This is a genomic window from Actinomadura sp. 7K507, assembly GCF_004348425.1.
GTDB lineage: Bacteria > Actinomycetota > Actinomycetes > Streptosporangiales > Streptosporangiaceae > Spirillospora.
Genome location: NZ_SMKK01000026.1, coordinates 1 through 21,371 on the forward strand (window position 1 = coordinate 1; position 21,371 = coordinate 21,371).

The 21,371-nt window shown below is 71.3% G+C and carries 22 protein-coding genes; 13 read left to right on the plus strand and 9 right to left on the minus strand.

Annotated elements, in window-relative coordinates; all coding sequences use genetic code 11:
- Positions 1-236: 236 nt before the first annotated feature.
- Positions 237-1,598 (minus strand): DivIVA domain-containing protein, encoded by a 1,362-nt coding sequence (locus tag E1285_RS08570; protein ID WP_132149877.1) that lies wholly within the window; start codon positions 1,596-1,598, stop codon positions 237-239.
- Positions 1,599-1,940: 342 nt separating this feature from the next.
- Positions 1,941-2,363, minus strand: coding sequence for a methylmalonyl-CoA epimerase (gene mce, locus E1285_RS08575; protein ID WP_132149879.1), 423 nt, complete (start codon positions 2,361-2,363; stop codon positions 1,941-1,943).
- Positions 2,364-2,481: 118 nt separating this feature from the next.
- Here mce and E1285_RS08580 point away from each other — a divergent pair, with 118 nt between their 5' ends.
- The 4 genes from E1285_RS08580 to E1285_RS08595 all read left to right on the plus strand — a co-directional run bounded on the left by E1285_RS08580 (position 2,482) and on the right by E1285_RS08595 (position 6,823).
- Positions 2,482-3,678 (plus strand): acetyl-CoA C-acetyltransferase, encoded by a 1,197-nt coding sequence (locus tag E1285_RS08580; protein ID WP_132149881.1) that lies wholly within the window; start codon positions 2,482-2,484, stop codon positions 3,676-3,678.
- A 573-nt stretch (positions 3,679-4,251) separates the two neighbouring features.
- Positions 4,252-4,512, plus strand: a complete 261-nt coding sequence (locus tag E1285_RS08585) for a hypothetical protein (RefSeq protein ID WP_132149883.1) — start codon at positions 4,252-4,254, stop codon at positions 4,510-4,512.
- A 488-nt stretch (positions 4,513-5,000) separates the two neighbouring features.
- Positions 5,001-5,477, plus strand: coding sequence for a hypothetical protein (locus tag E1285_RS08590; protein ID WP_132149885.1), 477 nt, complete (start codon positions 5,001-5,003; stop codon positions 5,475-5,477).
- Positions 5,478-5,611: 134 nt separating this feature from the next.
- Positions 5,612-6,823, plus strand: coding sequence for a serine hydrolase domain-containing protein (locus tag E1285_RS08595; RefSeq protein WP_132149887.1), 1,212 nt, complete (start codon positions 5,612-5,614; stop codon positions 6,821-6,823).
- A 7-nt stretch (positions 6,824-6,830) separates the two neighbouring features.
- Here the strand turns inward: E1285_RS08595 and E1285_RS08600 are convergent, their stop codons facing one another.
- Positions 6,831-7,502, minus strand: a complete 672-nt coding sequence (locus E1285_RS08600; RefSeq protein WP_132149889.1) for a DUF4230 domain-containing protein — start codon at positions 7,500-7,502, stop codon at positions 6,831-6,833.
- Positions 7,503-7,624: 122 nt separating this feature from the next.
- On the opposite strand from E1285_RS08600, the gene E1285_RS08605 reads away from it, so the two are divergent.
- Positions 7,625-7,927, plus strand: coding sequence for a DUF3817 domain-containing protein (locus E1285_RS08605; RefSeq protein ID WP_132149977.1), 303 nt, complete (start codon positions 7,625-7,627; stop codon positions 7,925-7,927).
- On the opposite strand, the gene E1285_RS08610 is transcribed toward E1285_RS08605, so the two are convergent.
- Together E1285_RS08610 and E1285_RS08615 are read right to left on the minus strand one after the other, a co-directional pair.
- Positions 7,913-9,253 carry a hypothetical protein gene (locus E1285_RS08610; RefSeq protein ID WP_132149891.1) on the minus strand — a complete coding sequence of 447 codons (1,341 nt, stop codon included), beginning with the start codon at positions 9,251-9,253 and terminating at the stop codon, positions 7,913-7,915. The genes E1285_RS08605 and E1285_RS08610 overlap by 15 nt on opposite strands.
- Entirely contained in the window at positions 9,246-10,070 is an 825-nt protein-coding gene (locus E1285_RS08615; protein ID WP_243722645.1) for an ATP-binding cassette domain-containing protein, read from the minus strand. Before E1285_RS08615 ends, E1285_RS08610 begins: the two co-directional genes overlap by 8 nt.
- 479 nt (positions 10,071-10,549) lie before the next feature.
- Between E1285_RS08615 and E1285_RS08620 the strand changes: the two genes are divergently transcribed.
- From E1285_RS08620 to E1285_RS08630, 3 genes are all read left to right on the plus strand, one after another.
- Positions 10,550-11,500 carry a tetratricopeptide repeat protein gene (locus E1285_RS08620; RefSeq protein WP_132149894.1) on the plus strand — a complete coding sequence of 317 codons (951 nt, stop codon included), beginning with the start codon at positions 10,550-10,552 and terminating at the stop codon, positions 11,498-11,500.
- 28 nt (positions 11,501-11,528) lie between these two features.
- A complete protein-coding gene (locus E1285_RS08625) occupies positions 11,529-12,221 on the plus strand; it encodes a cytidylate kinase-like family protein (RefSeq protein WP_132149896.1) in 693 nt (230 codons plus the stop codon).
- 113 nt (positions 12,222-12,334) lie between these two features.
- Positions 12,335-13,738 (plus strand): NAD-dependent malic enzyme, encoded by a 1,404-nt coding sequence (locus tag E1285_RS08630; protein ID WP_132149898.1) that lies wholly within the window; start codon positions 12,335-12,337, stop codon positions 13,736-13,738.
- 40 nt (positions 13,739-13,778) lie between these two features.
- Here the strand turns inward: E1285_RS08630 and E1285_RS08635 are convergent, their stop codons facing one another.
- A complete protein-coding gene (locus tag E1285_RS08635) occupies positions 13,779-14,420 on the minus strand; it encodes a hypothetical protein (protein WP_132149900.1) in 642 nt (213 codons plus the stop codon).
- 160 nt (positions 14,421-14,580) lie between these two features.
- Between E1285_RS08635 and E1285_RS08640 the strand changes: the two genes are divergently transcribed.
- The 4 genes from E1285_RS08640 (at position 14,581) to E1285_RS08655 (ending at position 18,495) form a co-directional block, all read left to right on the plus strand.
- Positions 14,581-15,156: a YqgE/AlgH family protein gene (locus tag E1285_RS08640; protein WP_132149902.1), complete on the plus strand. Its 576-nt coding sequence runs from the start codon at positions 14,581-14,583 to the stop codon at positions 15,154-15,156.
- Positions 15,157-15,166: 10 nt separating this feature from the next.
- Positions 15,167-15,430 carry a DUF3039 domain-containing protein gene (locus E1285_RS08645; RefSeq protein ID WP_132149904.1) on the plus strand — a complete coding sequence of 88 codons (264 nt, stop codon included), beginning with the start codon at positions 15,167-15,169 and terminating at the stop codon, positions 15,428-15,430.
- A gap of 425 nt (positions 15,431-15,855) precedes the next feature.
- A complete protein-coding gene (locus E1285_RS08650; RefSeq protein ID WP_243722647.1) occupies positions 15,856-16,680 on the plus strand; it encodes a zinc metalloprotease in 825 nt (274 codons plus the stop codon).
- Positions 16,681-16,716: 36 nt separating this feature from the next.
- On the plus strand, positions 16,717-18,495 hold the full coding sequence (locus tag E1285_RS08655) for a DEAD/DEAH box helicase (protein WP_207946483.1): 1,779 nt from the start codon (positions 16,717-16,719) through the stop codon (positions 18,493-18,495).
- 36 nt (positions 18,496-18,531) lie between these two features.
- On the opposite strand, the gene E1285_RS08660 is transcribed toward E1285_RS08655, so the two are convergent.
- From E1285_RS08660 to E1285_RS08675, 3 genes are all read right to left on the minus strand, one after another.
- Entirely contained in the window at positions 18,532-18,996 is a 465-nt protein-coding gene (locus tag E1285_RS08660; protein WP_132149910.1) for an SgcJ/EcaC family oxidoreductase, read from the minus strand.
- 310 nt (positions 18,997-19,306) lie between these two features.
- On the minus strand, positions 19,307-19,870 hold the full coding sequence (locus tag E1285_RS08670) for a Uma2 family endonuclease (RefSeq protein ID WP_132149912.1): 564 nt from the start codon (positions 19,868-19,870) through the stop codon (positions 19,307-19,309).
- Positions 19,871-20,112: 242 nt separating this feature from the next.
- Complete coding sequence (locus E1285_RS08675; protein WP_132149914.1) at positions 20,113-20,520, minus strand: MerR family transcriptional regulator; 408 nt, start codon at positions 20,518-20,520, stop codon at positions 20,113-20,115.
- A 28-nt stretch (positions 20,521-20,548) separates the two neighbouring features.
- Here E1285_RS08675 and E1285_RS08680 point away from each other — a divergent pair, with 28 nt between their 5' ends.
- Positions 20,549-21,298, plus strand: coding sequence for a methyltransferase domain-containing protein (locus tag E1285_RS08680; RefSeq protein WP_132149916.1), 750 nt, complete (start codon positions 20,549-20,551; stop codon positions 21,296-21,298).
- Positions 21,299-21,371: the final 73 nt, after the last annotated feature.

The window sequence follows — 21,371 nt, forward strand, 5'->3', positions numbered from 1 at the left end:
CCTTACGTCCGGTGGCCGGGCGCCCCTTGCCGGGGGTCGCCTCCGGCTCGTCCTCGTGGGGGGTCTCGTCGGACACGCCGCTCTCCTCTTCCGTCCTGCCGTGGTCCAGCACGCGTGGCGCGGGCCGGGGCACCGGACCGCGCGCTACTGGATGAGACGACGGAAAGCCTAGAGGCGTTTCCGCCGCCTCTAGGCTTTCCCGTCACGTTCCGGCCGCCGTCAAGCGGCCGGCCGGTTCACTCCTGCCACCAGTCCTCGTCGTCCTCGTCGGACTTCTTGGACTGCGGAGCCTGCTTGGCGGGCGCGGCCTTGCCCGCGGGCTGGGCGGCGGGCTGCTGCTGCCGGGGCTGCTCGGCCTGCTGCGCCGGAGCCTGCTGCTGCGCCGGGGCCTGCTTGGGCTCGGCCGCCGGGATCGCGGCCGGCTCCGGCGCTGCGGCGAGCTCGTCGGCGCCCAGGTTGGGCGCGACGCCGCCGATCAGCTGGCGCAGCTGGTTGAGGTGGCTGGTGATGCTGTCGCGCTGGCGGGTGAGCTCGTCGACCTGCCGCTGCGCCGCCGTCCGGACGCGGTCGGCCTCGGCCTTGGTCTCGGCGAGCAGCTGCTCGGCCTGTGCCTTGGCCTCGGCGATGACGTTGTCGGAGTTCTTGCGGGCGTTGGCCATGAGCTGCTTGGCGTGCGAGTCGGCCTCGCGCCGGGTCTGCTCGGCCTGCTGGGTGGCCTTGCCGGCCCGCTGCTCGGCGGACGCGGCGCGCTGCTCGGCCTCGGCGACGAGCTTCTGCGTGGCGGCCTGGGCGGCGCCGTGGCGCTCGGCGTCCTGCCGGTCGGCCTCCTCGCGGCGGGCCGCGAGCTGGATCTCGAACTCGGCCTCGGCCTGGGCGCGCTGCGCCTCGCTCTCCTCCAGGATGCGCTGGGCCTGGGCCCGCATCTCGTCGGCCTGCCGCTTGGCGGTGGTGAGGATCTCGTCCCGCTCGCGCTTGGTGGACGCGCGCAGCTGCGCGACCTCGCGCTCGGTCGTGGTGCGCAGCTTGGCGATCTCACGCTCGGCGGCGGCGCGCTTCTCGGCGACCTCGTGGTCGGCGGTGGCGCGCAGCTTGGCGACCTCGCGCTCGGTCGTGGAGGTCAGCTCGTCGGCCTCGCGGCGGGAGGAGGTCCGCACCTCCTCGGCCTCCCGCTCGGCCGCGCCCCGCATGTCGTCGCCCTCGCGCTGGGCGTTGGCGCGCAACTCGGAGGCGTCGCTCTCGGCCGTGGCGCGCTGCTCGGCGGCGTCGACCTTGGCCGCGGCCTTGATCTCGTTCGCCTCGGAGCGGGCGGCCTGCACGAGCTCGGTGGCCTGCTCCTCGGCGAGCCTGAGCAACTGCTCGATGCGCGCGCCGAGACCGGAGTATGTGGGACGTTCCTGCTCCTGCAGCTGACGATGGGCGTCCGACAGCTCGCGCTGCATGGCCTGTGTCTGCTCGCGGGTCTGCCGGACCTCGTTGTCGAGCGATTTGATGTGCTCGTCGACCTGGTGCCGGTCGTAGCCGCGAAGCACCACGTCGAATTCGCGCGGGGGCGTGTCTTCAAAGAAGTTGCTGAGCTGGGCGTCGATGTCGGACTGCATGTGGCTCAATCCTGATGTGACGGAGGCTACGGGTAGTTCCGGGGACCGGTTGATCGCCTGGCATGACGGGCGCAGTGCCCCAGACCTCTTCCGGCGAATGAAGCGTACTCCGGACGCTGCCGTGTTGGGGGCTCATCTTGACGCGCTGCGTGTTTTGTCCCTTTTGTGAACTCGCACGCCGTGCCGGTTGCCGCCCAGGTACGGGCACCACAAATGCACCAGATGTGTCGGAACGGTCACACAGCGGGAGTCGGTGCCCCACCGTCCGTGATGGTGATATCGAACACGTCACGATCCGGTCGCGCCCCTGTGGCGGCGCAACCTGAAGATCATGCGGGTCGTTCAGCGCTTCTGCACGAGCTCGGTGAGGACGCCGTGGCAGTCCTTGGGGTGCAAAAAGTTGATCAAGGATCCCATGGACCCGTTGCGCGGCGCGTCGTACAGCACCCGCACGCCCTTGCCCGCGATGCCGGCCGCCTCGTCCTCGACCGTCCCGTCCGTCCCGAACGCGATGTGGTGGACGCCCTCCCCGTTCTTCTCCATCCATTTCGCGACCGCCGAGTCGTCCCGGATCGGCTCGATCAGCTGCAGGTAGCTCGCCGCCCCGTCCCCGGTGTCGTTGATCTTGAGCATGCACTCGCGGACGCCCTGCTCCTCGTTCACCTCGAAGTGCGCGTCGGTGAAGCCGTACGTCGCCTTGTAGAACTCGACGGTGGCGTCCAGGTCGCGGCAGGCGATGCCGATGTGGTCGATACGGGTCAGCATGGGCTTTCTCCTACTCGGGCGGCACTCGGGCGGCGAGGCCGGGGGCGAGCGAAACCGGACAATGTTCTCCTGGGTATGGTGGCAAACGTCGCCGCAGCACCATCCTGGAGGCCCCCTCATGACCACGTCCGTGATCGTCGCCGGAGCGCGCACCCCCGTCGGGCGCCTGATGGGATCGCTCAAGGACTTCTCCGCGGCCGACCTCGGGGCGCACGCGGTCAAGGCGGCGCTGGAGCGGGCGGGCGTGCGCGGCGACCAGGTGCAGTACGTGATCCTCGGCCAGGTGCTGCAGGCGGGCGCGGGCCAGATCCCGTCCCGGCAGGCGGCGGTCAAGGCGGGCATCCCGATGAACGTCCCGTCGATCACGATCAACAAGGTGTGCCTGTCCGGGCTGGACGCGATCGCGCTCGCCGACCAGCTGATCAGGGCCGGCGAGTTCGACATCGTCGTGGCGGGCGGCATGGAGTCGATGACCCAGGCCCCGCACCTGCTGCCGAAGTCGCGCGGCGGCTACAAGTACGGATCCGTCGAGGTCCTCGACCACATGGCCTACGACGCGCTGACGGACGCGTTCGACGGAATCGCCATGGGCGAGTCGACCGAGCACCACAACGCGAAGCTGGACATCTCCCGCGAGGAGCAGGACGAGTTCTCCGCCCGCTCCCACCAGCGCGCCGCCGAGGCCATCAAGAACGGCATGTTCGACGACGAGATCGCCCCCGTCGAGATCCCGCAGCGCCGCGGCGAGCCGGTCGTCTTCTCGGCCGACGAGGGCGTCCGCGGCGACACCACGGCCGAGTCCCTCGCCAAGCTGCGCCCCGCGTTCAGCAAGGACGGGACGATCACCGCCGGCTCGTCCTCGCAGATCTCCGACGGCGCCGCGGCCGTCGTGGTGATGTCCAAGGCCAAGGCCGAGGAGCTCGGCCTCACCTGGCTCGCCGAGATCGGCGCGCACGGCAACGTCGCCGGCCCGGACAACTCGCTGCAGTCCCAGCCGTCCAACGCGATCAAGCACGCCCTCGGCAAGGAGAACCTGAGCGTCGGCGACCTCGACCTCATCGAGATCAACGAGGCGTTCGCCTCCGTCGGCATCCAGTCGATGCGCGACCTCGGCGTCGGACCCGAGAAGGTCAACGTCAACGGCGGCGCCATCGCGGTCGGCCACCCGGTCGGCATGTCGGGCGCCCGTATCGTCCTCCACCTGGCCTACGAGCTGAAGCGCCGCGGCGGCGGCCTCGGCGCCGCCGCCCTCTGCGGCGGCGGCGGCCAGGGTGACGGGCTGCTCATCAGAGTCCCGCCCCGACCCCAGGCCTAGCGTTTCCCTGGCACCAGCCCGCCGCCGCAACCCCGCAACAACCTGAACAGTCGCGATCGCGTCCGAAGGCAGGTTGCGAGCGAAGCGAGAAACCTGATCGCGCAGCGAGCCCCCAGGGCGAGCCGGAGCGATGCAGTGATCGCACGCAGTGCCCGCCGAAGGAAGGGCCCCCAGGGCCCGACCGCCAAGGGAACTGCAATAAAGAGGACGCGGCGGCCGACCTGTACCACCCTCTCTGCGAGCATCATTCGCCGTCCGCGGCCGCTTCGGTGCTGCCGTTCCTGGTCGAGGCGATCTCGGATACGCGCCTCTCGACACGGATGGATCTGACGACACGCTCCGGGAGGTCGCGGCCCTGGACGGGCTGCCCGCCCGGTGGACCCGGGCGTGGACGAAGGCGACCCCGGATCTGCTGCGGCTGCTGGACGACGCCGACCGCTACGTCCGCGAAGACGTTCTCGGCGCGCTCGCGGTGTCTCCGGACGAGGACGGCCGGGTCTCCGGGAGCTGCGCGGGCGGTGGGAGGCGGCCGCCGACGACGGCGAGGACGGGCTGTCCAGGATCGATCTCGCCATGTCGATCGTCGAGCTGGACGAGCCCGCGCCGGACGACGTCGTCCGGCGGTGGCTGACCGGCCAACTCGCTTCCGCGGACCCCGAGCGCAGGCTGAGCGCGGCGGCGGCCGTTCTGGTCACCGAACCGGGCTCCGCCCGTGCCCAGGAGGAGATGGCCGAGGCCGTCCGGCGGGGCGATCTGCTTCCGTGGGAGCGCGAGGAGTGGATGGATCGGCGCCCCGCGTCCGTGACGGACTGGGCGCTGTCGCGGGGCCGGTGACCGGCGCTGCGTCCCCCATCTGCGCTCCTGGCTCGACGGCAGCGGCCGTACGGGCTTCGACGAGTTCGGAGCCGGCGGGCACGCGCGGTTCTACATGCTCCACATGCCGTTCCTGCACGAGGTACTGGAGACGGCGCGGCCCTTCACGGACGAGTTGCTGCCCGCGGTCCGCGCGCGGCTCCGGTCGTCGTCCGATTACGGGTGGTGCCGGGAGATGGCTCAGATCCTGGAGTCGTGGGGGGAGGACGCCGCGCCGGCGGTGCCCGAGCTGGTCGAGCTGCTGCCCACTGACGCCGGGCAGTGGGCCTCGCGCGCGCTCGCGGAGATGGGCCCCGCGGCGGCCGAGGCCGCCCCGGCTGCTCCGGCGCGCGTCCGAGGGCAAGAGCAAGCGCGGACGGCTTTCCCGGGCGGTCGGCCGGTTCCGGCGCGCGCGGCTGTTCCTGCCGTCGGAATCGTCCAGGCCGGGGCTCGATCGAAGCGCCGCCTTGGTGGCCGCTCGGGCGTACTGGCGCGTGACCGGCGACGACGAGTCACCGGCCCGGCTGCTGGCCCGTTCCCTGGACGACGGCAACGAGTACGTCGCACTCCAGGTTCTCGGTGACATCGGGTCACCGGCGCCCGGTTGCGCCGGCCGGGTACGGGAGTTCGTCCAGGACGACGACGAGCACAAGCGCATCTACGCCGCGCGTGCGTACTCCCGCATGACCGGTGACACCGATGTGGCGCTCCGCGTCTTCACCGAGGCGCTGCGTCCGATCGCCGACGCCGAACTCGTCCCCCCGGTGAAGTGGGTCGCCAAGTTCATCGGCGAGATGGGGCCGCCCGCGGTCGAGACCATTCCCTTCATGCATGAGGCGCTGGACCTCGACCTGAGGCTCAACTCGTTCGGGGGCTGGCGCTCCATCGATTCCGACCAGCGCGACAGGTGTCTCCTGGCCGACGCCATAGAGGCGGTCACCACCTGATTTGCCTGGTGTCCGGTAAGCCGGGGGTGGGGCTGGCACCAGGGCCAGGTCTCCCGGTCGCCTCATCGTTCCCGGGCGTTCGCCGTTCCTAGTCTCGACGCACCGCAAGTGAACGGTGACGCCGAGGAGGAACGATGAGTCCGGGTGCCCCGAACGAGATGACGAACCACCGCGCTCTAGCCGGCAGGGCGGCGGTAGCGGTGACCGGAGCGATCGCTCTCCTGGCGGGGACGGCGATGACCGCGGCTCCGGCCGCCGCGGGGACGGGTGAGCGGTTGCGCCACGACGTCCGGGAGATCGAACGCCTCGGGGTCACCGGTGTGGTCGCGGAGGTGCGCACACCGGACGGGCGGTTCACGGCGCGGGCCGGGGTCGCCGACCGGCGGACCGGCCGTCCCGCGCAGCCGGGTGACCATTTCCGCGCCGCCAGCGTCACCAAGACGTATGTGGCCACCGTGGTGCTGCAGCTTGTCGGCGAGGGCCGGCTGAGCCTGGACGACACCGTGGACGAATGGCTGCCGGGGCTCGTCCGGGGCAACGGAAACGACGGGCGCCGGATCACGATCCGCCACCTGCTCCAGCACACCAGCGGCCTCCATGACTATCTGTCGGAGATCCCGCTGCAGCGGAGCGCCGAGGACTACCGCGAGCATCGTTTCGACCGGTACACGCCCGACCGGCTGGTGGCCTTGGCCCTGAAGCACGAGCCCGGCTTCCAGCCCGGTGAGACCAACCCCGACGGGACGCCGAAGTGGAGTTACTCCAACACGGGCTACGCCCTGCTAGGCATGATCATCGAGAAGGCGTCCGGCAAGGACTGGAGGGTGCAGGTCCGCGACCGCGTCATCCGGCCGCTCCGGCTCCACGGCACCCACACTCCGGGACACCGCGCCACGCTGCCCCGTCCCTTCCTCCGCGGCTACCGGCAGTACGAGGAGGGTGCGCCGCCGACCGACGTGACCCTGCTCGACCCCAGCGTGGCCGGCGCCTCCGGTGGCATGATCACGACCGTGTCGGACGACAACCGGTTCTTCCGCGCGCTGATCGGGGGACGGCTGGTCCCGCGGGTGCTGCTCGCCGAGATGCAGCGCACCGTGCCGACCGGCTGGGACGGCGCCTACCAGGGATCCCGGTACGGGCTGGGCCTGTTCTGGTTCCCGCTGCGCTGCGACCGGGCGGGGTACTGGGCCCACGGCGGCGACATGCTCGGTCACATGGTTCGCGAAGGCGTCCGGGCGGACGGTGGCCGCAGCGTCAGCGTCGCGATGTCGACCCAGCTCACCGGCGGAGGGGGAGAGAGGCTGAACACGGCCGCCGCGGAGGCGGTCGAGAACGCGCTCTGCTGAGGTCCGCTCACCGGGAGGTTGGGGTGATGGTGACCGTGGTGAAGCCCAGGGCCTTGAGCATGTTCTCCAGCATCGTCTTGGTGTTGGCGTCGGCGCGCTGCTTCAGGCCGCTCTGGGCGGCGGCCGTCTGGATCTTCTGCGACGCCAGGACGTAGAGCTGCTGCTGGTTACCCGGGTTGCTGCTGAAGAAGTCGCCGAAGCGGTCGATCAGGCCGCGCTCGGTGGCGTGGACGTAGCTGTGCTTCGGATCGAGGTTGGTCTTCTCCAGCTGGGCGGGCGGCAGCTTGATGGTCGCGGCCGTCCGGTCGGAGTTCACCTCGACGGCACCCGAGCCCAGCTTCGAGAAGTCCACATAGGCGTCGACGGAGCCGTTGCCGACGAACAGGGTGCGCCTGCCGCGCAGCGACTCCGGCAGGAACTTGGCGTCCTTCTCCAGGTCCACGACGACCTGGAAGTTGCCGCGCGCCGCCTCGTAGCGGTGCATGTCGCGGATCGACTTCAGCAGGACGGGCCCGCTGCGGTCCTTGGTCTCCACGCCGAACGGGTTCAGCCATCCGGGCAGGCCGCGCAGTGTCTGCTGGGCCACCAGCACGACCGCGACGGTCGCGACGATGAGCAGGACGGGGGTGAGCAGGCCGCGCCACCGGGCGCGGGGCGCGTCGTTCTTCGGGCGAGCCATGTAGCGGGACATTCCCGGCAGGATCGCCCCGTACCTGACGCGCGGGTTAGGTCGATGTGAGTGAAGCCATAGCGCGGGGTGAAACCCCAGGCGGAGGCCGGTGCGTTGGAACCGGCGTGGACATGATTCGTGTTTTCCGCCTGGTCTCCATCGCCGAGGCGACGTCGTTCCTGTTGCTGCTCCTGGTCGCGATGCCGCTGAAGTACGGGGCGGACGCGGAGGCGGGGGTGCAGCTGATGGGCCCGATTCACGGATTCCTGTTCGTGGTCTACGTCGCGATGGTCTTCCTCGTCCGCCAGGCGCTCCGCTGGGACATCAAGCGCACGGTCCTGGCCCTGGGCGCGGCCGTGCTCCCGGTCGCCCCCTTCTTCGTCGAGCGCCACTGGACGACGCCCGCCGAAACGCCCGCCTCAAGCGCCGTCTGAGCCGCGCGCCGACCGGCCGTTCACCCGTTCCGCGCGCTTCGAGGCCCGTTCCGCGTGCTTGGAGGTGCGGCGGGACTTGCTCGTCTGGAAGTTCGCGGGGCCGAGTGCGCACGAGTGGTATTCGGTGAAGTTGAGCCGTAGCCAGGCGCGGCGCCGGGCCTCGCTCCATGATGCGAACGTGCGTGCCGCGCGGGTGTCGGCGATGGCGGGCGGGTCGTCGCCGAGGAGCCACGCGTCGACCAGCGCGCGGTAGCCGTCCGGGGATTCCGGTGACGCCGCGCATGTGCCGGCGTCTCTGAGGCTCCGGGTGATCTGCCGGATGGCCCGCGCCGCGTACCCGGGAGAGAGGTCCTCGTCGAGGTGGACGGTGGCGACGCCGTCCGCCACCGTGGCGGGTGTCCACGCCGGGCGCTGTTCCACCCTCGCGAACGCGCCGGGCGTGTCGTCGAGGCGGGCGGCGAGGGGAGTGGCCACCGCAGTCAGCCGGGTGAGCGCGTCGCTATGGGCAGGATGGACGCACACGGTCAGCGGCCATTCCCGGCACACCGGCTCCGCCGACACGGGCGCGACCGTCCCGCCGGAGCCGTGCAGGCCGAGCGTGGCGGCGGACGTCGCGGCGAGCGCCACCAGCAGGGGCAGGACGAGCAGGAACCGCCGCGTCGCCCACATCACGTAGCCGAGGATCAGCGCGGTGATCAGCCCGGCCGTCCAGGTGGCCTGGTGGACGAGGACCTGGGGGCGCAGGGTGGTGAACGGGGCGACCGGGTCGAGCGCCGCCGGGGGAAGCAGGCTCCACCACGACATGCCGGGGACGCGCAGCCCTGCCCACAGCGACGTGACGGCGAGGACCAGGGCGGCGGTGGCGCGGTGCGGGACGGCGCGTCCCGCCAGGTAACCGGCGATGACGTGCAGGATGAGCGACCCCGCGCCGGCGGCCACGCCGATCGGGTGGAGATGCCCGGCCCCGCCCTGCGCGAGGGTGACGGCGACGGCCACGGCCGTGATCGTGACGTAGGAGACCAGCGCGGCGGCGGACAGCAGCAGCAGGTCGAAGAGCACACCGGTGGCGGGGGAGCGTGCCGTGAGGTCGCGCAGATAGTCGAGCGGACGTTCCCGTACGGCGCTCCACGCGGCCAGTCCCGCGGCGACGGGCCCCATGAGGCGGACCGAGTTGACCAGGGCGACGACGGTGTTGTCCCAGTAGGCGACCGACGGGTACAGCGACAGCACGGCCGCCGCCGTCCCGACCACTGTGAGGACCGGCACCGCGACCAGCAGTGCCGTGCGGCGGGCGTCCAGCCGGAGCACCCGCCCCAGGTCAGACACCGGTGGCGCTCCTGGCGGGCGGCCGCCGCGCCCGCAGTCTCGTCATCTGCGGCAGCGGCACGCTGGGCAGCGTCATCTGCGGCAGGGTCAGCCGCGCGGGCCGCCGCTTGAGCGGCAGGGGCGCGGGCGCGGGCGAAGGGTCGGTGGCCCGGCGGTCGGTGGCGCTGCGGCCGCGGCGCGCGGTGGCCGACTGCGTGGGCTGCTCGGTCAGCCTGCCCCGGGCGAGCGTGAGGAGGCGGTCGCACCAGCCGGTGAGCGTGTCGGTGGCGTCCGCCGAGACCAGCACCGCCGGGGCGAGCGTGCGCATGAGCGGGATCAGCTCCGTCATCGTGGAGGTGAGCACCTGGCGTCCGGGGCCGTCGGCGCCGGTCGGCCAGGGCTCGGCGGCGGCGCACAGCTCGCCGAAAGGGTCGTCCAGGAGCAGCATGTCGGGCTCGTGGACGCATGCGGCGGCGAGCCCGGCGCGCAGCCGGACGTCGGGAGGCAGCAGCCCCAGTTCGGTGCCGGCCGCCTCGGTGAGGTCGAGCCGCCGGACCATGGAACGGGCTGCGGACGTGCTCGTCCGCTTGTAGTAGGCCGCGTACTCGACGAACTCCCCGGCCGTCATGTGCTCCGCCCGGGAGAACCGCGCCGGCAGGTATCCGATCGCGGCCCGCGCGGCCCGCAGGCCGGTGGATTGCGCGACGTCGTGTCCGAGAATGTGCAGCGCGCCGGCGGTCGGCCTGCGCAAGGTCGCGAACGTGGCCAGCAGAGTGGATTTACCGGCACCCGGTGGACCGGCCAGGCCGACCACGCCTTCGGGCACGCCGAAGGTCACCGGGCGCAGGAGCCACCGCCCCCCGCGGCGGACACCCATTCCTCGGGCCACGATCACGGAATGCTCCGCGATCACAAGTTTCCCCCCATTGCTCGTCATGCGGTCGCGGCGGCGGGCGGCGAGCCCCGGATGCCCGGGTGCGCAGGTGGCCTCGGTCCCCCAACCCTGCCACGTGGTGCCCGGCCGGGCCGGGTCGCCGTTTTCGGCGGTCCCGGCGTGCCGGTCGCTTCGGCCGTGCCGCGATGCATCGACATCGTGACTATAACCGGGCTTGGTGATGGCCGCCAGCAATCTTTTTGCCTTTTCGGCAGTCCGCCTGGATTCTTTGCCCGCCGGACCGGTCTGCGAATTCGAAAAAGGCGGTCAATTGCCGAATTATGCACCGGATCGGGACGTGCCGGGCGTCCGGTGCGGTCGCCACGCTCCGCTGGGAGCGTACGGACGCGCAGCCACGGGCGCTCATGAGGCAGGATGGACCCATGCCTTCTCGGGACTTTTCGTTGCACGGGGCCCTCGATCTGGGGGCGCGCCAGTCGGCCGCCAAGAAGCAGCAGGAACGCCAGGCCCAGGGCGGCGGCGCGTCCGCGGGCGCAGGCGGCGGCCAGTACGTCGTGGACGTCACCGACCAGACGTTCAACACCGAGGTCGTGGAGCGGTCGCAGTCCGTTCCCGTCCTCGTGGACTTCTGGGCCGAGTGGTGCGGGCCGTGCAAGCAGCTCGGCCCCATCCTGGAGAAGCTCGCCACCGAGGCGGCCGGCAAATGGATCCTGGCCAAGGTCGACATCGACGCCAACCCCCAGCTCGCGGCGTACATGCAGCAGATGGGCGTGCAGGGGATCCCGTTCGTCGCCGCGGTCGTCGCCGGTCAGCTGCTGCCGTTCCTGAACGGGGCGGCGCCCGAACCGCAGGTGCGCCAGGCCATCGACCAGCTCTTCGAGGCGCTGCGCAAGGAGGGCATCCTGCCGGACGCCCCCGAGGGCGAGCAGCCCGCCGCCGACACGGCCGAGGCGCCCGCCGCCGACCCGGTGTACCAGCAGGCGGAGGAAGCCCTTCAGCGCGGCGACCTGGACGGCGCCAAGACCGCGTTCGAGGGAGTCCTCGCCGCCGACCCGGGCGACGTCCAGGCCAAGCAGGGCCTCGCCCTGGTCGAGCTGAGCCTGCGCGTGCGGTCGCTGGACGCCGAGGGCGCCGTCCAGGAGGCCGCCGCCAAGCCCGGCGACGTCCAGGCGCAGATCAGCGCGGCCGACGTGGAGATGGTGTCCGGCCGGCTGGAGCAGGCCTTCGAGCGGCTGCTGACCGCCGTGCGCGGCACGGCGGGCGACGACCGCGACGCGGCCCGCAAGCACCTGCTGTCGCTGTTCGAGCTGCTCCCGCCGGACGACCCGCGCGTCGCCAAGGCCCGCCGCTCCCTCCAGTCGGCCCTGTTCTGACCGCGCGGGGAACGGTCAGGGGCCGCGTGTGAACGCGCAGGTGGTGACCATCTCGGCCACGTTCGGTGCGGGCGGGCCGGCCGTCGGCCCGGCGGTGGCCGAGCGGCTCGGGCTGCCCTTCGTCGACCGCGCCATCCCCGAGCTCGTCGCCGGCGAGATCGGCTGCACGCTGGAGGAGGCGCTCGCCCACGACGACCGGGCCGAGAGCGGCATCGGCCGGATCCTCGCCGGCGCCGCGCGGCTGCCCACGATGGCGCTCGGCATGGACGTCTACTTCCCCGACCACACGGCCGCGCTGCCCGGGGAGTTCGTGGAGCACACCGAGAGCGTCATCAAGCGGACCGCCGAGCGCGGCGGGGGCGTCCTGCTCGGCCGGGCCGCCGGCGTGGTGCTGGCCGGGCACCGGGGCGCGCTGCACGTCCGGCTGGACGGCCCGCGGGAACGGCGGCTGGCACGCGCCGCCGCCGAGATGCCCTCCGGAGCGAGGGCCGCGGAGAGCGGCCGCCCCGCGGAAGCGGGACGAGCTGCCCCGACCAGGACACCCGATCGCGATGTTGAGCGTATGCTCGATGACAATGACCGCGCCCGGACGGCCTACGTGAAGCACTTCTACGGGGTCGACCCCGCCGATCCGCGGCTCTACCACCTCGTGATCGACACCACGAGACTGTCCGTGTCCGCGACCGTCGAACTGATCGTCGTCGCTGCCCGGGAAGTGTGAGCCGCGGGACGGGACCCGGCCGCGGCCCCCGGACGCTCCGTCACGCGCGCCGACCCGGCCGCGGCGGCGCGCGCGGGACATGGGTTGCCCATACGCAGTAGGGAGCATTTGCCGTGGCGAGCGTGCCAAGCGTGTCGTACTCGATCACCGTCCGGCTGGAGGTTCCGGCCGGCGGCCGGGCCGTCAGCCAGATCACCCACGTAGTCGAGAACGCCGGCGGCATCGTCACGGCCCTCGACGTCAACACCGCCGGCCACGAGACCCTGCGCATCGACGTCACGATCGCCACCCGCGACACCCAGCACGCCGAGGCGATCTCCGGCGCGCTGGAGCAGATCGAGTCCGTCAGGATCCACAAGGTCAGCGACCGGACGTTCCTGATGCACCTCGGCGGCAAGATCGAGATGCAGTCCAAGGTGCCGCTGCGCAACCGCGACGAGCTGTCGATGGCCTACACGCCCGGCGTCGCCCGCGTCTCCCTCGCCATCGCCCGCAACCCCGAGGACGTCCGCCGCCTGACGATAAAGCGCAACAGCGTCGCGGTCGTCACCGACGGCTCGGCCGTGCTCGGCCTCGGCAACATCGGCCCGGAGGCCGCGCTGCCCGTCATGGAGGGCAAGGCCGCGCTGTTCAAGCGGTTCGCCGGGATCGACGCGTGGCCGATCTGCCTCGACACGCAGGACACCGACGAGATCGTCCGGACCGTCCAGATCCTCGCCCCCGCGTTCGGCGGCATCAACCTGGAGGACATCTCCGCGCCGCGCTGCTTCGAGGTCGAGGCCCGGCTGCGCGAGTTGCTGGACATCCCCGTCTTCCACGACGACCAGCACGGCACCGCGATCTGCGTCCTCGCCGCGCTGACCAACGCGCTGGGCGTCGTCGGCAAGGACATCGGCTCCGTCCGCATCACGATGGCGGGCGCGGGCGCCGCCGGCAGCGCCATCCTGAAGCTGCTGATGCACGCGGGCGCCCGCGACCTCGTCGTCTGCGACGCATTCGGCGCCGTCCACAAGGGCCGCGGCGAGATGGACGACTCGCTGTCCTGGATCGCCGACAACACCAACGCCGCCTGCTACGAGGGCGACCTGCGCGGCGCCGTCAAGGGCGCCGACGTGTTCATAGGCGTGTCCGCCCCCGGCATCCTGACCGGCGACGACATCGCCACGATGAACGACGACGCGATCGTGTTCGCGCTCGCCAATCCCGAGCCCGAGGTGTCCCCGGACGAGGCCCGCGAGCACGCCGCCGTCGTCGCCACCGGCCGCAGCGACTACCCCAACCAGATCAACAACGTGCTCGCGTTCCCCGGCGTCTTCCGCGGTCTCCTGGACGCCCAGGCCGACATCGTCACCCTGGACATGCTCGCCGCTGCGGCCAAGGCCCTCGCCGAGGTCGTCACGCCGGACGAGCTGGGGCCCAACTACATCGTCCCCAGCGTCTTCCACCCCGACGTGAGCAACTTCGTCGCCGGCGCGGTCCGCGAGGCCGCGGGCGGACGTCCCCGCACCGAGGCCTGAACCGGGGGCGCGCCCCGGGTGCGCCCCGCCGCCCACCGAGTCAGTCGGTCTTCTTCGGGAGCATCGGGTCGCGGCGGCGGGGCCAGATCCCGCCGTACCAGAAGATGATCGCGCCGGTGAGGATGATGGCGACGCCGGTCGCGCCGCGCGCCCACAGCACGGCGTCGGGCCCGGTGTTCGGCAGCTCCTCCGGCGGGGTCGTGGGCGGGGCCGCGCCCGCCTTCTCGCAGTTGGCCTTCACGGTCTTGCTCTCGATCCGCTTGTTCGCCCAGTTGACCGTGACGCGGGTGGCGCGGTCCTCGCGGAGCTCGACGGCGACGGTCCGGGTCGAGTTCGCCCGGATCTCACCGGGGATCGCGGCGGTGTCGTCGTTCTTCTCGACCGCGAAGTCCGCGTTCTGCTGCCCGGTGTTGCGGATCGTGACGTTCACGGTGCCGGCCGGGCAGGAGACCGACCCGATCGAGGCCGTCACCGCCTGCGGCGACGTCTTGGACGGGCTCGCCGACGGCGAGGTCGCGGTCCCGGACGGGCTCGGGCTTCCGGACGGGTCGGGACTGCCGGGCGTGGTCGCCGTGGTCGAGGCGCTCGACTCGCCCCCGGTGCCGTTGAGGATGGCGGGGATCGCGATCAGCGCCCCGATGACGAAGAATACGGCGGCGATGACGACCCTGGGCAACTGCATCGCTGTCCTCCCGGCGCGCACCAAGCGGGTGGCCGATGATCCTAGATCATTCTTAACCTAGGTCCTTGTCGTGCCGATATCCCCATCGATAGGAATGCGTAACAGGCTAACGAGTGGGGGGACGTGCCGCCGGAGGTCCGCACAACGCATCATGGAACCCATGGAAGACGGCATCCGGGTGGGGCACCTGCTGGTCGCGACCCCTCAGCTGGAGGATCCCAATTTCCGGCGGAGCGTCGTCCTGCTCGTCGAGCACGACGGCGACGGCGGCACGCTGGGAGTTGTCCTCAACCGGCCGACCGAGGTTCCCGTCGACCGCGTGCTGCCGCCCTGGTCGGAGTTCGTCACCGGCCCGTCCGTCGTGTTCCAGGGCGGCCCGGTCGGGCTGGAGAACGCGCTGGCCCTGGCGCGCCTCCCCGGGGAGGACGAGCCGCTCGGGTGGCGCGCGCTGGACGGCGGCGCGGAGGTCGCCAGGGTCGGCCTGGTCGACCTGGAGGCCCCGCCGGGCCTGCTGGCGGCGGAGCTGCTCCAACTGCGGGTGTTCGCGGGCTACGCCGGCTGGTCGACCGGGCAGCTGCACGCGGAGATCGAGGACGGCTCCTGGTACCTGGTGCCCGCCGAGGCCGGGGACGTCTTCGCGGCCGCCCCGGACCGGCTCTGGCAGGAGGTACTGCGCAGGCAGGGGGGCGATCTCGCGTTCGTCTCCACTTTTCCCGAGGACCCCACGCTGAACTAAGGTGAACGACGTGAGTACGAAGATCCTTCCCGACGGTGACACCCAGACCGATGTCCGGCCTGACCTCTCGCACGGTGACGGCGACCACGAGCGGTTCGCCCACTATGTGAAGAAGCAGAAGATCACCGAGAGCGCCGTGAGCGGCACGCCGGTGATCGCGCTGTGCGGCAAGGTCTGGGTCCCGAACCGGGACCCGAAGAAGTACCCCGTCTGCCCGGAGTGCAAGGAGATCTACGAGACCATGAAGGCGGGCGGCGGCGACGGCGAGAAGTGAATGTTCTCGCCCGGCCTGCCCGCCAGGGCTTTCACCCGGTGCGGGCGGCCGAGGATGAGAACGTTCGGTGACGGGCCGCTGAGAGGCGGCTGAGGGCGCGCCGCCCGTTTCGGCGTGCGCGCTGGACGGTCCCGTGGCCGGTGTCCGTCGCCGGGTTACTTACCGGCGATACGGCGGCCGCGGGATTTGGTGTTTCCAAAACATACGGGGGATGAATGCGGCGGTTGGCCGGGGTTTCGGTGTGCGCACTACTGGTCACGGTGTGTGCTGTTTCGGGTTCGGCGAGTGATCGGACGCGGCTCCGGGCCGCCCCCGCGGCGGCGGAACGGGACGACGGGTGCGCCCCCGATCCCGCCGCACGAAGAACCGATCCGGGAGGCCGTCCGCACGACAGGGCCGACCTCGGACAGGACCAGGTCGTCGCCATGCTCGGCGATCTCCGGCGGACGCTCCACGACCGCTTCGGCACTTCCGACGAACGGCGCCTCGACTCCACGCTGCGCAGGGCACGGCGCATCGTCGTCCCGGTGCGGTTCCACGTCGTCCACAGCGGCAGCAAAGGCCGCTTGTCGAAGAAGGACGTCCGCCGCCAGATCTCCACGCTGAACGCCGCGTACGGAGGCAAGAAGGGCGGCGCGGACACCCGCGTCAGGTTCCGCCTGGCCGGTTACGACCGCACCGGCGACTCGGCCTGGTTCCACCACCCGCGCAAGCACGAGAGCCCCATGAAGAAGCGCCTGCGCAAGGGAGGACGCCGGACGCTCAACGTCTACACCGCCGCCGTGGGCACCGACGTCCTGGGCTACTCCACGTTCCCCCAGTGGTACCGGAAGGACCCGCGCATGGACGGCGTCGTCATCGACTACCGGAGCCTGCCGGGCGGTTCGTTCCAGCGGTTCGACCGCGGCTACACGGCCGTCCACGAGATCGGGCACTGGCTCGGACTGTTCCACACGTTCGAGAACGGCTGCTCCTCGCCCGGGGACGGGGTGGCCGACACCCCGTACGAGGCGCGGCCGGCGCAAGGATGTCCTCACTCCCGCGATACATGCCCGCAGAAGGGCCGCGACCCCGTCCACAATTTCATGGACTACGCCCACGACGCCTGCATGAGGGAGTTCACCGCAGGTCAGGGCCGTCGTATCAGGGCCGCGTGGGCCGCCTACCGCTCCCGCCGCAGCGACCACAGGAGTGTGGATCTCGGCACACGTGAGGCGGCCGGGGCGCGTTCTGTCGGTGGGGCTCGGTAGCCTTCGATGACCGTGAGCACCTTCGCCGCATCGAGCATGCCTCCCGCCTTCCCCGAGCGGGCCGCCTGGGGGACTGCGTCGTCCCTGCGCGCCTGGCAGCAGCAGGCGCTGGAGGCCTATTTCGGGGGTTCCGGGGGTCGCTCCCCGGATGAGCAGGGCGGAACGGACGGCCAGCAGTCCGGCCCCCGCGACTTCCTCACCGTCGCGACGCCCGGCGCGGGCAAGACGACGTTCGCGCTCCGCCTCGCCCGCGAGCTGATGGAGCGCCGCGTCATCTCCGCGATCACGGTCGTGTGCCCCACGGAACACCTCAAGCGGCAGTGGGCCGAGTCGGCGGCCCGCGTCGGCGTCAAGATCGACCCGGAGTACCAGAACGGCCAGGGGCCCGTCGGCAAGGACTTCCACGGCGTCGCCGTCACCTACGCGACCGTCGCCGCGCGTCCCGCCCTGCACCGCAACCGCACCGAGTCCCGCAAGTCGCTGGTCATCTTCGACGAGGTGCACCACGCGGGCGACGGCCTGTCCTGGGGCGACGCCGTCCGGGAGGCGTTCGAGCCGGCGGCCCGCCGCCTCGCGCTGTCCGGCACGCCGTTCCGCACCGACATCAACCCGATCCCGTTCGTCCAGTACGACGAGGGGCCGGACGGCATCAGGCGGAGCCGCGCCGACTACACCTACGGCTACGGCCCCGCCCTCGCCGACGGCGTCGTCCGCCCGGTGATCTTCCTGGCCTACGCCGGCGAGATGCGCTGGCGCACCCGCGCCGGCGACGAGATCACCGCGACGCTCGGCGAGCCGCTCACCCAGGACCAGACCGCCCAGGCCTGGCGCGCCGCGCTCGACCCCAAGGGCGACTGGATCAAGCAGGTCCTCGCCGCCGCCGACCGCCGCCTCAGCGAACTGCGCCGCGTCATCCCGGACGCGGGCGGCCTGGTCATCGCCACCGACCACGAGACCGCCCGCGCCTACGCCAAGATGCTGCGCGCCGTCACCGGCCAGGGCGCCACGGTCGTGCTGTCGGACGACCCGGGCGCGTCGAAGAAGATCAATCAGTTCGCCGAGTCCGACGACCGCTGGATGGTCGCGGTCCGGATGGTCTCCGAGGGCGTCGACATCCCGCGCCTCGCCGTCGGCGTCTACGCCACCTCCACCAGCACGCCGCTGTTCTTCGCGCAGGCCATCGGCCGCTTCGTCCGCGCCCGCAAGCGCGGCGAGACGGCCTCGGTCTTCCTGCCGTCGGTGCCGACCCTCATGGGGCACGCCTCCGAGATGGAGGAGGAGCGCGACCACGTCCTCGACCGTCCCGTCCGCGAGGACGGCCTGGACGACGACCTGCTCGCCGAGGCCAACCGCGAGGTGGACACGCCCGACGTCGGCGAGGAGTTGCCGTTCGAGACGGTCGAGGCGTCCGCGACGTTCGACCGCGTCCTCTACGACGGCGGCGAGTTCGGCATGCACGCCCAGCCGGGCTCCGCCGAGGAGGAGGAGTACCTCGGCATCCCCGGCCTGCTGGAGCCCGATCAGGTGTCGGCGCTGCTGCGCAAGCGGCAGGCCGACCAGATCGCCGGCGAACGCAAGCAGAAGACCGGAGACCCCCGCGCCGACCGCACCGCCGCCGAGGACATCGCCACCCTCCGCCGCGAGCTGAACGGCCTCGTCGGCGCCTGGAACCACCGCACCGGCAAGCCCCACGGCGTCATCCACACCGAACTGCGCGCCGCCTGCGGAGGCCCCGCCATAGCCCAGGCCACCGCCGAGGACATCCAGAAGCGCATAGCCAAACTCCGAGACTGGGCCACCAAACGCCGCCCCTGACGCCACGCCGAAACAGGCGGCGGTCGATCAGGTTTCTCAATGGCTCCCGTCGGGCTTCATAGGCGGGGCGGTGACCGGTGTGTTCTGAGCAGCGCGGACGCGCCACCGACCTTGGACGTCCTGCATCAGCGTCATCTGGAGAATGCTCTCCATAGGGTCCTTGTCAGTGGTGGACAGCCGATCGCCTGCGGTGGCGGAGCGTTGTCGTGCATGGACCACGGCGATATCAGGCGAGAGAAACAGGACGCTCTCGACAGAATACCGAACATGGATGCCTTCCAACGCACCGCCAGGAGCGAAGACATGTGCTTGTGCCTGGTACAGGAGGTCGGCCCCGAACACGAGGTTGCCGCCGAAGTTCACGAATACCGTGTCTTCGGAGAATAGGGCGTTCATGGCTTTGGCGTCGTTGCGGTTGAACGCGCTTTCGTAGCTTTGTACGACCTCGGTGACCTGGTCGTGCTTCGCTGCTTCTGAGGTGGGTCGCCGGGGCGCGGGCACGAGGTCTCCAATCGAAGATGGCCTGGTGGAACCGAGCGTGGCACCTCAACCAGACTTGAGGTCAAGTTCGTGCGAGGGAACCGCTTTCGGGCTCACGGCCAAGAAGATGGCCCTCTTTTTTTTACGGGCCGTGCACGGCTACCCGGTCGGTGATCAACGACCCCCTGCCCGTGCGGATCCGGGCGGCGCTTTGCGGCGCTCCCGCCGTCCCGGCGGACGGCATGACGGCGTCCTCGGCCACTACTACGTGCGCGACTGAGACGACCGACCCCCGCGTGTCAGCGGGGGGCGGAGACCGTGCTCAGAGACGTCAGAATTCTTCGGTGGGCAGGACGCTTTCGAGCGGTTCGGGAATCAGCAGGTTCTCGCCCAGGGCGACCGAGGCGCTGTGGGTGTAGTCGTCGCCGCGCGGCTCGGAGAAGATCGTGGCCTTGCCGTCCAGCCGGTCGATCAGCAGGTAGAGCGGGATGTCGGCCGCGGCATACCCGCGGCGCTTGGGCCCGCGGTCGCGCTCGGCGCCCTTGCGCTCTCCCCGCCGACCGGAGGTCACCTCCAGGACCAGCACCACGCCGTCGGGCTTGCTGTGCCACTCTCGTCCGGCGAAGGTGCCCTTGGGGGCGGCGATCCCGTCGGGCACGTACTCGCCCTCGGGGCTGATCAGCGTCAGGTTGCGGTGGAGAATCAGATCATGGGCGTTGCGTACCCAGGTATCGACCGCCACGACGACGGTCTCGTGCTGCCCGTCTGGGGGCGGTGACACGATGATTTCTCCATCCACCAGTTCGGCGCGGAAGCCCGGCATCACTTCGAGCGCGGCGAACGCTGCACGCAAGTCGTCACGGACGAACGACGGCTCTTCGGACATCGCCATCATCGGGGTCTCCTCGTGGCCTCAACGGTGGTGGCGTCGTGCCCACCAACCTAACGCCGGCCCCTCGGTGACGTCGGGCTTAGCGTTGCGCGTGAAGAGGACGGCTCAGGCGGGGATCCGTTCTTGACTCGGGTCGGCGCACGCTCACCGCCGACGCCCGACCGATGGAGCATGGCTGGGCGGGTTCGTACGGGAGTCCGGGGGCGCCGCGGCAGTGGCTCGCGGGCACTGGATCAACGCTGGTTTCACGGGGCGTGCATGCTTATCCGGTCGGCGATCATGGACTGGTAGTTGGGGCACTCGGTCAGGTCCTCGTAGTCGCAGGCCAGGCCGCCTTCGATGAAGGTCAGGGCGGCCTGCATCTCCGCTATTCGCCGGGCAAGTTCATCGCGGTGGCGGCGCTGGATCTCTCGGCGCCTCTCGACGTCCGCGGTCGTCAGGATGTCGCGGATGTCGGTCAGGGCGAGTCCCGCTTCCTTGGCGAGCAGGATGCTCGCGACCCGGTAGAGGTCGGAGCGGCCGTATCGGCGGCGTCCTGCGGCCGCTCGCGCGGGCGACAGCAGGCCCATGGTCTCCCAGTGGCGCAGCACGTGCGTCGCCAGCCCGAAGTGACCGGCCACCTCGCCGATGCTCATGGTCGCGCTTGACTTCATGTCGACATTAAGTCGCAGCATGGCGTGCATGTCCAACGAATCGATCAAGGCCCTCATCCCGCAGCTCGACGCCGTCGACGAGAGTCCCGGCGCCGCCGCGCTGCGCGCCCGTTCGTACGAACTGCTGCGTGCCGCCCCGGGCGCGCTCGTGGTCGACGTCGGCTGCGGTGCCGGGCGGGCCGTCGCCGAGCTGGCGGATCAGGGCGTACGGGCCATGGGGATCGACGTCAGCGACCAGATGATCGAGTTGGCGCGGGAGCGCTGGCCGTCCGGCGAGTTCCGCGCCGGTGACGCGCGGGCCCTGCCGTTCGAGGACGGGGAGGCCGCGGGCTACCGGGCCGACAAGGTCATCCACACGCTCGCCGACCCGGGACGGGCGCTTGCCGAGGCACGGCGTGTTCTGACTTCGGGCGGGCGCATCGTCCTGTCCGGGCAGGACTGGGACACGTTCGTGATCGACTCGACCGACCCGGAGCTCACCCGCACCATCGTGCGGAAGCGCGCCGACCAGGTGGCGTCGCCGCGGGCCGCCCGCCAGTACCGCAACCTGCTGCTGGACGCCGGTTTCCGCGACGTGACGGCGGAGGTGCACACGGGGGTGTTCACCGACGCCTCGTTCCTGCCGGTACTCACCCGCCTCGCCGAGGTCTGCTGCGAGCACGGCGCGATCACACGTGCGGAGGCGGACGCGTGGATCGCCGACCAGCGCGAACGCGCCCAGGCCGACCGTCTGTTCGCGGCCGTCCCGTTCTTCGTCGCGGCGGCGTCCGAACCCTGAGCGTCCTCGCCCGGCCCGAGCGCAGAGCGGGACCGCCGGCCGGGCGCGCGGAAACCCCGTCGTCACCGGAGAG

Excerpts from the sequence above, each read along its gene's own strand:
- E1285_RS08570 (WP_132149877.1), bottom strand. The coding sequence starts at position 1,598 with ATGCAGTCCGACATCGACGCCCAGCTCAGCAACTTCTTTGAAGACACG.
- E1285_RS08675 (WP_132149914.1), bottom strand. The coding sequence starts at position 20,520 with ATGAAGTCAAGCGCGACCATGAGCATCGGCGAGGTGGCCGGTCACTTC.
- E1285_RS08640 (WP_132149902.1), top strand. The coding sequence starts at position 14,581 with ATGGAAGACGGCATCCGGGTGGGGCACCTGCTGGTCGCGACCCCTCAG.
- E1285_RS08585 (WP_132149883.1), top strand. The coding sequence starts at position 4,252 with ATGTCGATCGTCGAGCTGGACGAGCCCGCGCCGGACGACGTCGTCCGG.
- E1285_RS08620 (WP_132149894.1), top strand. The coding sequence starts at position 10,550 with ATGCCTTCTCGGGACTTTTCGTTGCACGGGGCCCTCGATCTGGGGGCG.
- E1285_RS08600 (WP_132149889.1), bottom strand. The coding sequence starts at position 7,502 with ATGGCTCGCCCGAAGAACGACGCGCCCCGCGCCCGGTGGCGCGGCCTG.
- mce (WP_132149879.1), bottom strand. The coding sequence starts at position 2,363 with ATGCTGACCCGTATCGACCACATCGGCATCGCCTGCCGCGACCTGGAC.
- E1285_RS08670 (WP_132149912.1), bottom strand. The coding sequence starts at position 19,870 with ATGATGGCGATGTCCGAAGAGCCGTCGTTCGTCCGTGACGACTTGCGT.
- E1285_RS08650 (WP_243722647.1), top strand. The coding sequence starts at position 15,856 with ATGCTCGGCGATCTCCGGCGGACGCTCCACGACCGCTTCGGCACTTCC.
- E1285_RS08680 (WP_132149916.1), top strand. The coding sequence starts at position 20,549 with ATGTCCAACGAATCGATCAAGGCCCTCATCCCGCAGCTCGACGCCGTC.
- E1285_RS08605 (WP_132149977.1), top strand. The coding sequence starts at position 7,625 with ATGATTCGTGTTTTCCGCCTGGTCTCCATCGCCGAGGCGACGTCGTTC.
- E1285_RS08580 (WP_132149881.1), top strand. The coding sequence starts at position 2,482 with ATGACCACGTCCGTGATCGTCGCCGGAGCGCGCACCCCCGTCGGGCGC.
- E1285_RS08635 (WP_132149900.1), bottom strand. The coding sequence starts at position 14,420 with ATGCAGTTGCCCAGGGTCGTCATCGCCGCCGTATTCTTCGTCATCGGG.
- E1285_RS08595 (WP_132149887.1), top strand. The coding sequence starts at position 5,612 with ATGAGTCCGGGTGCCCCGAACGAGATGACGAACCACCGCGCTCTAGCC.
- E1285_RS08655 (WP_207946483.1), top strand. The coding sequence starts at position 16,717 with ATGCCTCCCGCCTTCCCCGAGCGGGCCGCCTGGGGGACTGCGTCGTCC.